Origin of the sequence: Halobaculum sp. MBLA0147, assembly GCF_041361345.1 — an archaeon.
Classification (GTDB): Archaea; Halobacteriota; Halobacteria; order Halobacteriales; family Haloferacaceae; genus JAHENP01.
In genome coordinates, this window is the sequence record NZ_JBGKAD010000006.1 from 37278 (window position 1) to 48577 (window position 11300).

5 protein-coding genes are annotated in these 11300 nt (G+C 62.6%); 3 read left to right on the forward strand and 2 right to left on the reverse strand.

Annotated elements, in window-relative coordinates:
• Positions 1–902 precede the first annotated feature (902 nt).
• The 3 genes from RYH80_RS19975 to RYH80_RS19985 all read left to right on the forward strand — a co-directional run bounded on the left by RYH80_RS19975 (position 903) and on the right by RYH80_RS19985 (position 3139).
• Positions 903–1292 (forward strand): hypothetical protein, encoded by a 390-nt coding sequence (locus tag RYH80_RS19975; protein ID WP_370905910.1) that lies wholly within the window; start codon positions 903–905, stop codon positions 1290–1292.
• Positions 1289–2380, forward strand: coding sequence for an HNH endonuclease (locus RYH80_RS19980; RefSeq protein WP_370905912.1), 1092 nt, complete (start codon positions 1289–1291; stop codon positions 2378–2380). The genes RYH80_RS19975 and RYH80_RS19980 overlap by 4 nt, the downstream gene beginning before the upstream one ends.
• A gap of 150 nt (positions 2381–2530) precedes the next feature.
• Positions 2531–3139, forward strand: coding sequence for an HD domain-containing protein (locus tag RYH80_RS19985; protein WP_370905913.1), 609 nt, complete (start codon positions 2531–2533; stop codon positions 3137–3139).
• A 383-nt stretch (positions 3140–3522) separates the two neighbouring features.
• On the opposite strand, the gene RYH80_RS19990 is transcribed toward RYH80_RS19985, so the two are convergent.
• Together RYH80_RS19990 and RYH80_RS19995 are read right to left on the reverse strand one after the other, a co-directional pair.
• On the reverse strand, positions 3523–4809 hold the full coding sequence (locus RYH80_RS19990) for a phospholipase D-like domain-containing protein (RefSeq protein WP_370905915.1): 1287 nt from the start codon (positions 4807–4809) through the stop codon (positions 3523–3525).
• 782 nt (positions 4810–5591) lie between these two features.
• Positions 5592–11279, reverse strand: coding sequence for a DEAD/DEAH box helicase (locus tag RYH80_RS19995; protein WP_370905916.1), 5688 nt, complete (start codon positions 11277–11279; stop codon positions 5592–5594).
• Positions 11280–11300: the final 21 nt, after the last annotated feature.

Consider the following 11300-nt stretch of genomic DNA (forward strand, 5'->3'; position numbering starts at 1 on the left):
GGGTTGCACCACGCGAAGGGTTCAACCACCCCGTCGACAGGAGGTGAACGAGAGTGTCAGTGTCCCCCAATACGGTACAGACTACTGGTCACGATCCTGCTGCCGGGCGGCGAGAGGCTCGAGAAGTGCAACAGGCCAGATAGAGGAGTTGTAGTCCCAGATAGACTCTCACATATCCAGCGTATGATCACCGACAGTTAGCACTCACCAGTCCGTCGGCAACCGGGTGCAAAGCTCGGGGAAGGACCACACCAGTACCGCGTGGGCACACGATGGTCTGGGACGTGGAATGCACCCGGTATCCACGCTAGGTGACTGCATCACTTGAGCGCTTGGCAATCAGGCCTCGATCTCATCCGCATGACACTGGGCTCAGAGACGTGAACGCCCGCCCATCGAATCACGGCAACTCCTCACCTCCCGCGTGAATGCGGCTTGCCCACTGGAACAGATGTTACTCCTCTCGCGGATCTTCCACAAACTCATACAACCCTTTGACTGGCTTCCGTACCCATCCAGCAGTCACCAAGTCTCGCAACGCTCTGTTCGCGTACTGGCGCCTGATGTCTAACTCCTCAGCAACATACATCGGATTCACACGCCCCCACGGCTGACCACTATCACGACCCTGTTTTAACAGCTCAAGCACACGTTCTTCGCGCTCACTTGGCGTATATCCGTCATTCACCATACCCACCGATTAACGACTCAACAGAAAGCTATTGCGGACACTATGTCACACGCAGTTCTGTTGAGTATCTCAACAGAAGTCTTCCCGCTACTCTCGTCGTAACAGTTTTATCCCTATGCGTATTTGCTGTGAATGAGCGCGGGAGTCGGCCGCTTGCAGAAAGTGGCCGCGGGTGCTGGAACACCCACGACCGTGCTCGCACGGAGCGAGCATGAGAGACGACAACACTGGGTCTCAAAAGCCCACCGATCAGTCAGACGAATCGACAGACAGAGCGACAGCGACCATCGACTCCGGCATCGGGTACTCGCTTGAGCGTGGCGGCTCCTCGATACAGCAACTCCAAGGGGCGAGTGACAACCCCATCCGCGTCAGCCGACGGCCAGACGGATCAAAAGCGCTCGTCACCATCGGCGGTACCGACGACATCGTCCGCACTACCCGCGACACCGACCCAGATGGAACGCCCATCGCACTGAAACTCGCCGTCGGCTACGACGCCGACGTGGCCGCCGTCACCCTCTCGCCATCGATGGTGGAAGATCTGATCGAGCAACTTGAGGCGCACCGTGACGCCTTCAAGGAGGCCGGGCGCCTATGAGCGACGCCGCCGACACCGACAGCGACCCCGTCGACCAGTCCGAAGCCACCGACCAGATCGAAACCGAACAATCCCAACTCCCCGACGACAGACGCAACAGTGCACTCACCCGCGACAACTACCGCTGTCGGGCGTGCAACCAGCAGGACCGACAGCGTGGTGGCGCCGTCACCCTCCAAGTCCATCACCGCGAAGACGACCCCGACCACTGCCAGTACCACGACCTCCAGAACCTCACTACCCTCTGTCCACGGTGTCACCGCTGGCTCCACCGCCAGCCCGACTCCACGGACCTCCCCGATCCCATTCAGGGTCGGCTTGACGGGGCAGACCTCGAACCCACGTGGATCGCCATCCTCCAGTTCCTCGCCGACCACGGCTCCGCCACGACCAGCACCATCACCGAACACACCGAACTCAGCACCGACAACGGCACACGGAACGCCCTGTACGGGCTCATGGCCGCCGATCAAGAGAAGCCGGGTGTCACCGGCCGACTCGTCGCAAAAGATCGCTTCACCAACGAGTACGGCCTTCCCTGGCAGATCCCCGACGATCACGACGCACGTGGTGTCATCCCCGTCTCAGAGGCCGAACGTCGCGGCCGACTCCTCGACGAGTTCGTTCGTCGTGTTGATGAGCATCTCCCCGACTCCGTCTCAGATCGTGAAGAGATCCTCGCCGCGATCGTCAACCGCCACGCCAAACACGTCGACTCACTCCGCCGGCGTGGCGAAGCGTTCCAGTTCCCATTCGAAGAGTGGGCAGACACCGAGGGCCGGTCCCCGTCGACGCGTCGGCAGCGTACTGTCGAAGCTGTCGCGACCCTCGCCGACGTCACAGACGTCTCGGCAGAGGTCCTCGTCGGGGTCATCACCGAAGTACTCGCAGCAGAGAGTGAAGATGACCTCGTCGACGCACTCCAGTCATGGGTCGAAGCCGATCAGCCTGGGCAAACCTCGCTTGATGACCCTCCGTTCGGTGATCCCCCGAGTGAGGAACCCGACAGCCCACAGCGACCAACAGGATTCGATCACCACGCCGAGTCACCGGACGGACCACCGGAGGAACAACCACACGACGAGTAGCTCTCACTCGCGCCGAGATGCACTGCTGTGATCGCATCGCACGAATCAACATCCCTCTCTTTCACAAATGACCGCGCAGACACGAGACGGACAGATGGATCGACCCCGACAGGCAGGCGTGTACAACTCGACCTGGCGAGGTGACCAGTCGTGAGTGAGTTCGACCGAGCAGAGGCGCTCCGCCGGATGCCGGCGGCCGCGTTGATCGAGAACAGTGACCTCCGGATGGATGTCCTCGACACCATCGGCGAAGTACCGGAGTACTTCTGGGAGGCGCCGGCGACCTCGTCGGCAGAGTACCACAACCAGTTCGCTCGCGGTGAACACGGGCTGTGGATCCACGTGTTGATGGCCGCGACGGCGCTCGAGGGAGTGGTTGACTCCTACGTCGAACAAGCGCAGCTCACGGAGTCAGAGGTCGACTTCGCGCGGGCGGCGGTGCTACTCCACGACGGCTGGAAGTACGGTGACTCCTGGCAGTCCGGTGACGGTGCCGCGTCCGATCACGACCTGCGGGCTGCAGACGAGTTGCGCGAGCGTGGCTTCCCAGAGCCCGTTGTCGACGCTGTCGCATCGCACATGGGGCCGTGGTATGACGGGCCCGACCCGTCGACGCCGCTTGAGCAGGTCGTCCATCAGGCCGATATGATGGGCTCGCGACGCCACGTCACACCCGCTGTCTACCGCGCGCCGGAGGAACTCGTTGAGGTACATCCCGAGCTCCCACGGTGTGACTGGGACGACTCAGAACCCACATAGGGTCGGTGCCTCGTCAAAAAGAACTCGTCTAGGGCTCCGTCGGACTCATGACCGGCTGCTGGTAGCGCGTGGATTACAGTTTCTGCTGAGCGACATCCGCGAACTCGTCTTCCGACGCGCCGGTGATTTTCTACCTATTATAGCCTAAATACACCCTCTGTATCTGTCGCGCCGGAGGTACATTAGCTGAGAGATTAACAGATAAGATTTTATTTATTTTACCTACGGCGGTCGGTGGTGTCGATAACTCTCACCCGAGGCACTAGGCCCGACAATGACTGGTTCCAAGCCGATGACCCGCCGTTGGAGGCGACCTGTGACGAGTGTGACGTGTGCCGCACTTGTCTGGCCCTCACAGGGTCAGAACTGAACACGCGAGCGACTCAACTGTAGTAGCTCGGGTACAGACTTCGGTCGGGCACCTCCTGAAGCCGGTCGAGAGCCACCTCGTCAGCAGCACTCAGTTCCCACACTACGTCGAAGAAGTCAATTGCAGCTGCGACGAACCGCGACTGTTCCGTGTACGCACCACATTCGGGGTTCCAATGGTAGCTGTTCTCCATGAAGTTGGCTGACCCGAGGAGCGCTGCGCCTTCCTCGCTGCCGCCAACGGTCTGGAGTTTCGCGTGGACGCCGAACTCTGAACGGTCGTCGTCGCCGTCCTCGAAGTCGACGCGACCGTACTCCTTGTATCGGGAGTAGGTCCTGACAGTCACCTGGTTTCGGTTCTCGTCCAGTTCACCCAGGAGGTTGTCCCGGAGTCTCTCCCACTGCCAACGCTGTCGGGTGTGGCGCGTCAGGAGCCGGATTTCGAATCCCGAACGCAGGAGCGACCGGAACCCGGATGCGAACTCCGCAAACGTGTCATCGTCGTACGGTGTCATGATCCGGAGCACCCGATGGTCAAGGTCACGCCGGAGTCCGCGGTTGACGATCCGGTCGGTAAGTTCCGTGAACCGGGCGGCGTCGGCCGGCTGCCGGCGGCGGTGCCAGTCGTCGAGGGTAGCCCGCTCTCGAACGAGCGGGGGGTGATCGTCCGTGTATGCAGCCATCGTCTCGCTTCCGAGCTCGCTGGGGTCTGGAAGTGTGAACGCGAACGTCGTCGGCTCAACGGCGCCATCTGGAAGTTCGTCGAACACCGCCGCCGCGATTCGGTCGCGGACCGAGAGCGGGACTGTGGGGGTTGCAGCCGTGAGTTCAGTCTGATGCCGGTCAGCAGCGGCGAGTTCGTCGATCAGACACTCATGGACGGCTGCTGCCGTGGATTCGTCGGGGCCGGCTGGCGTGACGTCGAGACTGTCAAACCGGACGACGCCGTCGGTATCGGTCGTCACGCTCGCCACCTCGGAGCCTGACAACACTCGAAACAGATCGTACGTCGAGACGCCGACGAACCCCCGGGCGAGTGCTGGTGGCACACCGTCGGCGACGCTCGAGATCCCGCGCAGGAGATTTGCCGTCGCGGTCGCGCGGTCACACCTCGGCCTCGTACTCGTTGTATCCCCGTCCGTGTCGCCGCTCGGGTCGTCACCCGTCTGCCTGCCAGGGTCCCGCGGGGCCGGCGCGTCTGGGTCAAGTCCGACAGCTTTAAACTGGTCCCGGAGATGACTGACCAGATCGTCGACAGAATCGCCGGTCGGCTCAACACCGTCGGTCGCCAGCGAGTCCATCAACAACCGACGTTGGTTCGCTGCTGTGTCGCTCGCGGCGGTGAGAGGTTCGGCGACACGTTCGGTCCCGGTGGTTTGCGGTGACGCCGCAGCGAGTGTCTTCAGGTTAGCCGTCGAGCCGACGTCCACCGGTGACACGTCCGTGTCGACGGCGTCTGCCTCGGCGACGACCCGCGCTACGGCTGTTGTCGACAGCATCGTCGTTGCGTCGACGAGCGCGCCGAGTCGTGTTGCCGGCGGACAGTTATTTGCCGCGTCCTCCATAGCTGCCAACGCCCGTTCGACGGCTGTTTCGTCGGGGACAGCACCGTCGGGCGTGATGCGAGCGTATCCGAGCGATCCGAGTAACGGAACGACCGCTTCAGCGTCGTCGTCACGGACGAGACTCTGGAGGTCACTCTGTGTGAGAGGGTCACCGTCGGCTGCTTGGAATGCGCGGAGAAACGGCCTGAGTTCGGCCAGCCGAATCGGCGCAACCGCCTGGAGTCGCTCTCGCGGACGCTCGGTGCCGAGAAGCACCACACCGAGATCAGTCAGCCTGCCATCACGGACGAGTCCGGTTGCCGATGCCACCGCCCGTACGCCCCTGTCGGCGACCTCCGGGCCCCGGTCAACGTTCCGCCTGAGAGTCTCTGCCTGGCAACTCGGTCGGATCGCCGTCTGGATATTGTCGTCCCCGGCGACGCCACACAGTCCCAGAACCAAGCTTCCTGGTGTCACTCCCCAGAGAGCCTCTGGACGACGTGTGTGGAGTTCAGATGGGACCGCACTGAGATCGGTCATCAGTCTCGCCCCTCCGAGGCGTCCGTGGGATTGTCTGCCTCGCCTCCGACCACCGGGTCGCGGGTCGAGACGGGGGAGATTGTGAGTCCGTCGGCGAGCAGTTCTCGGACAGTTGCCACATCGAACGACGACGGGTCGTTACGGGTGGTACACTGGTACTGGTACAGACAGAACGGACACCCACTCTCACAGTCACACTCGAAGTTGTCTCCCATCAGTTCGACTGCACGATTGAATTTCGGGTACTCGTCGCCGTCACCGCGGGTAAGCAGTGTCGTGATGCCGGCACCGCCAGCTTCAGCATCGTAGACGAACGTCCCCGTTTCCTGGATCGACTCGGGTATCTGCCTGACATCGACACCGCCGACGTACTGGAGTCCGACTCGAATCCCGTGGGCAACCGTGTGCTCGACGGCCTCGTCGTCGAACCGAACTCTGACGCCTTTCGTGTCGAACGAAGCGGCGAGCCTGACTGCGTGCGTATCCGTCGTGTCGTGTTCTGGCCGTCGGACGCAGTACGCGCCGTCGTCGTCGCGGGCGACGACGCCGTGACAGTCCTCGACACCGCACATCTCCATCGCGTTCGGCAGCGGGTCGCGGCCACCCCCGGCGTACGTCGCCCGGAACGTCTCGGTCGTCGACAGGATCGTCACGTCACCGAAGTCGAACTGCCCGACTGTCTCTCCGTCGTCGTCGACGATGTCGAACGACGCCGTCGGTTCGAAGCGCGTCACGTCGCTGTCGACCGGCGCGTACGTGCTCTGGAGTCCCGCCGCGTCACCGTCGTGGATCCGTGCCGGCTTCAATTTCTCCCCGTTTGGGAGCGTCCCGAGCGTCATGTCGGCTTTGTGCGCTGTCACACGCTGTGGGACGATCGTCGTTAGTCGCCGGAGACGGCCGCCGCACGCCTCACAAGCGGCGGCGTCTAGTTCGTTCACCTCGCCACAGTCGAGACAGATCTGATCGTCACGGATGTCATCTTTGGCGTCGGCGGTCGCAACACGATCTGGGACGACCTCCGTGACGACGAACGACCCCTCACCGGGTTCGATGTACACCGAACCCGGGTGGAGCTCAGACAGCGCGATCTGTCGATCCCTCGTCTGAAGATTCCGGACAGACTCGAACCCCTCACCGACGAGGTCGTACGTGACCGTGTCGGAGACGGACCGGAGACTGAACGGAGTCGTGCTGTGACGCTCAAGGAACGACTGATAGTCCATCTGTTCCAACTGATCGAGATACCCTTGGAGGTGGCTCGATCGTGCTCGAAGGCGATCCTGACGCTCTGCAGCCGTCGCCTCGTCGTCGCCATCGTCGTCGTCACCGTCTCGTCTCCGGCGACGGCGCCGTCCATCTCCTGAAAGCCGCAGAGAGCGAAGTTCCTCGTCGATCTGGTCTAGTTCGTCGAGAAGGTCGTCCTCGAAGTCGATGTACCGCTCGACGAGTTGGGTTTCGAACGCCTCAAACGCGGCTTCGACCACGTTCTCGTGGTCGTCGGTGACGGGAACAGCCGTCCCGTCACAGTCACCACGCCGACAGTCACCGCGATACTCGTCTGCGTGTTTCCGCCCGCACCGGTCGCACCGACTGAACCCGACAATGTCGCGGAGCCAGTCTCGTGCCTCGTCGCGATTCGCGTCGACGACTTCCCGGAGCACCTCTAACGGTGCGTCGTCGCCCACTCCCTGAACTGCGTCGTTACTCGCCTGAAGTAGTTGGCTCAGCCGAAGGATCTCGGAGGGACGTGGATCCGACCGAGATACGACAGCGTCCTCACAGACGACTCGGTCGACGACGCCGCTGCGTTCCCGACGCCAAGGCACCCAACGTGTCGCCGCGAGGAAGTCGAGGAGCGCCCACGTAAGCGAGACGCGCAGTACCTCTCCGTTCGCTTCGTTCAACGGTACCGGCTGTGGGTCCGCGCTGACGAGTTCTGTCGGCCGCTCGTAGTAGTAGTAGTCGATCGGGTTGCGTTGGCTGACACTGTGGACGAGCGACGACCCGGACTCGCGCCCAGCACGGCCGACCCGTTGGAGATAGGAGTTGGCATTCGGGGGTGTTCCGTACAGCAACAGTGCATCCAGGTCGCCGATGTCCATCCCGACCTCCATCGCCGGGCCAGACGACAAGAAGTGTGGCTGCCGACCTTCACGGAACTGGTACTCGATGCTGCGACGCTCTGCCGCCTCTGTCTGACCGTAGTACGCCTCCGCTAGTAGGAGCGTCGGCTCCGAGAAGGCGACGCGAAACGCCGTCAGATCCGTGTGCGGATGGTCAAACGCGGCGCGGTCGAAGGGAGACGCGGTGAACGAGACTGTCTCGGTGTCGAGCCCGTCGTCGAGTTGCCGCTCGAACGTCGACTCGAACGTCTCGGTTGCGGGATCGAACCGTGTCGGCGTCGCCTCGTCGACGATCGTCACCTCGACGGCTGTTGGGTCGAGTTCGACGACGTATCCGTCGTCGCTGTCGACCCGACACAGTGGTCCGTCCTCGATCAGTTCCTCGACGATCCGTGACGCGCCGTCGACGTCGACTTCGTCTGTGACCGTGCCGAGCGACCGCGTTGCCTGTGACTCGAACGCCCGTAGCACCGCCCGTTCGTCCGCTGTCGATGGCTCGGCGTTCTGCGACAGTCGTACGTCTAGAAGACCGTCGTCGACAGCATTCACCCGAGAACGCCACCGCTCGCCGAATTTTCCGTGGAGCACCCGTGCCGACACCTCGTCTTCGAGGTACGACTCCACGGATTGGCGGAACTGGGTGAACTCACTTAGCAGTTCGTCGGTCGCTGTCTCACGTTCGAGCAGCGTCGCTTCGACTGACCGAGCACGGGCTGTCACCGCCGACTGTAGTTCAGCCAGCGTCCGCCACCCTTCACCATCGAGTTCGGCCACGACGAGTTGTGTGACGAACAACTCCTCCTCCGGCTCCTGGAAGTCCCGACGGAGTTGCTTCATATCGCGCTGGCTGTCGGCGAACGACAGGAGCTTCGTCTCCCGAAGACTCTCCGGGTCGTCCATATCGGCCACCGACCGAAGGAGATACTGGCCAGTCGTCACGGCGGTGTTGCCGGGGCCACGCAACAGGCTCTCGTATCGGCGGTCCTTTCGGTAGGAGGTTCTGGAGTGGTAGCACGGGACTGCTCCAGGGAAGTCTGTCGCGTCCCGAATACGGCCCTGTTCGTCGACCAGTTTGTACTTCTCGAATCCACGAACAGTCGTCGACAGGTCGGGGTCGTCACAGTCACAGCCGGCACCAGGGAGGCGGTCGGTGTCACACGTCTCGCAGTACTCCACCTCGGTCACGTCCAACAGTCCCGTCCGAACAAACCGTCGTTTGCCACAGCTACACGTCGACGGCGGATCACCGAAGTAGACGGCGTCACACTCGGTGTCACCGCAGGCCCACCCGAGATACCGTTTCGGAGTGAGTTCTCCCCGGCAGTCCTCACGCTGACACGTCGCGCCGTCACCGGACTCGTGTCGTTGCCCGCAACTCGTGCAGTAGACGACCTCGTCGTCTGCCAAGGGTTCGAGACTCCCCGCCTCGCATGCCGAACACTCCGGGTCGCTCGTCGCCGGTCGGGTCGTTTCACACGCCGGGTTAGTACACGTCAGCGTCTCACCGTCGTCACGCAACACCATCGCTACGTCGCCGCAGTCTGGACAGGTTTCGACAGTCTGACGATGCTGTCGTTCGCCACAGCCGTTACACTCGTACACCGGCCGCCACAGTGCCTTGACTGCCGTCACTTCCGTCCCACAGGGGCACTGGTAGTCGTTGAAGTACCGGAACTGTCCCTCGCGGGAGGTGACGTTCACCGGGGCGAGTCGCTCACAGTCTGGACAGAACCACGACTCGACGGCCTCTTCGCCGCAGTGATTACAGTAGGCGAGCTTCGTGACGAAGTGGTGACCACAGTCTTGGCAGGCGGATTGTGGTGTGTCGTAGACGGCCGCACACCGGAGACAGGTGTAGTACCCGTCGATGGGCCACGAGAACAAGTGTGCTCGACTCTCCAGAACACCCGACAGTCGTCCGAGTGTGACGAACACGTCGACAGCCCGATCGGCTGTTGCCTCGTCCACGCCGAACTTCGACGCCACGGACGACACCAGCATCTCCGGTTCTCGCGGTGATCCGTACAGTTCGGTGTACATCCCCCGAAGAAACGCGACGAGTTCCTGTCCGGGACCGTCGGCGGGTGCTAACAGGTCGTCGTAGAGCGTCTCGCTCAGCAGGCGCCTGATATCGTCGCTGTCGCTCGCGTCTGTGAGTCGGTCCGGTGTGAGGTGGCGCAGTCGTTTCCGAACTGCGACGCCGAGTGCGGTCGTCGGTTCGTCCCGACGTACGTCCTCGATCAACTCCTCCTCGTCTGGGACTGCAGTAGTCGCCGACGACGGGAGTTTCTCTGGGAGGGTGGCGTCGATCTCTCTCGGTCTCTCGGCGACGATTGTAGGGTCTGCGTCGGTGAACGGCATTATCCGTTGGAACACCTCACGGCGGTTCTCGACGGTCGCGCTCGCGCCGATCACCGTGAGATCTTCTGGGTGGTCACGGAGCCGTTCCCGTGTCCGGAGGTACCGGCGCATCAGAATTGCCGTGTAGCTGCCGAACAGTTCGTCGTACTCGTGGATTTCGTCGAACACGACGTACTTCGGCTGCTCAACGAACACTGCCTGTTCGTCCGTCTCGTTGACGTTGAACAGCCGGTAGTTAACCGTGTCTGGGTTCGTCAGGACAATGTCCGACTGCTCCGTGACGATCTCCTCGCGGGTCAGGTGGACGTAGTCGAGTGTCACTTCCGGTGCCATCGGCGCGTCGTGGGTGACGACGTAGCCGTCATCGTCCGTTCGCTCGACCGTCAGCGAGGAGTTACAGTACTCACACGGGCAGTCGAAGAACTGGAACGCCGTCGAGAGGTACTCGTAGGCGTCCGGTCCGCCAGGCGGCGTGTCACCGTCGAAGATCCCGACAGTAATCAAGTCGTCGCCGGATCGCGTTCGGTTGACCTCGTACAAATACTCGATCAGCCGCTTCAATTGGTCTTGTGCCAGCGCCTTCGTCGGGTACGTCAACAGACACTTCGTGCTCTGGGGCGGGTGTGCGGGGTGATCGCCGGCCTTCGCCTCACAGACAAACTGGAGAGAAGGGACGAGCCAGCTTTCCGTCTTCCCGCGACCCGTGCCGGCGGTGACGAGCGTGTGATCGTCGTCCAGCAGTGCCGACACTGTCCGCTCTTGGAAATCAAACAGTTCCGTGAACCCCGCCTCGGTGAACGTCCGGATCACGTCATCGTGGAGTCCGTCTTCCGTCGCCGCAAACGACCCGCGTGCCTCGTCTGCGAACGTCTCCCAGGGTGTGTCGCTCCGGCGCGGGAGATCCAACGCCTGGAGATACGGCCCGCGGGTCCGGACGAACGACTCCAGTCTGTCGGACAACGCCCCGTCGTCGCCACCATCGTACCGGTCAATCAGGCGCTTCAGCGTTCGGCTGTCGCCGCCGGCGACGAGGTGGTGGCCGTACGCCCGTTTCGTCTCTCTGGCCAGTTCCAGCGTGTCTCCGCCCGTTCCGCCATCCGTTCTCGGGACTCGACTGGCGGTGTGGGTGCAAGCCTCACAGCCGTCGGCTCTCGTCTCGTCGTGTGCGTCTGGCGTCTCGTCGTCAGGTGTGTGGTCTGTCATCCGTGGTGGTGTGGTGTGTTG

Excerpts from the sequence above, each read along its gene's own strand:
- RYH80_RS19995 (WP_370905916.1), bottom strand. The coding sequence starts at position 11,279 with ATGACAGACCACACACCTGACGACGAGACGCCAGACGCACACGACGAG.
- RYH80_RS19990 (WP_370905915.1), bottom strand. The coding sequence starts at position 4,809 with ATGGACTCGCTGGCGACCGACGGTGTTGAGCCGACCGGCGATTCTGTC.
- RYH80_RS19975 (WP_370905910.1), top strand. The coding sequence starts at position 903 with ATGAGAGACGACAACACTGGGTCTCAAAAGCCCACCGATCAGTCAGAC.
- RYH80_RS19980 (WP_370905912.1), top strand. The coding sequence starts at position 1,289 with ATGAGCGACGCCGCCGACACCGACAGCGACCCCGTCGACCAGTCCGAA.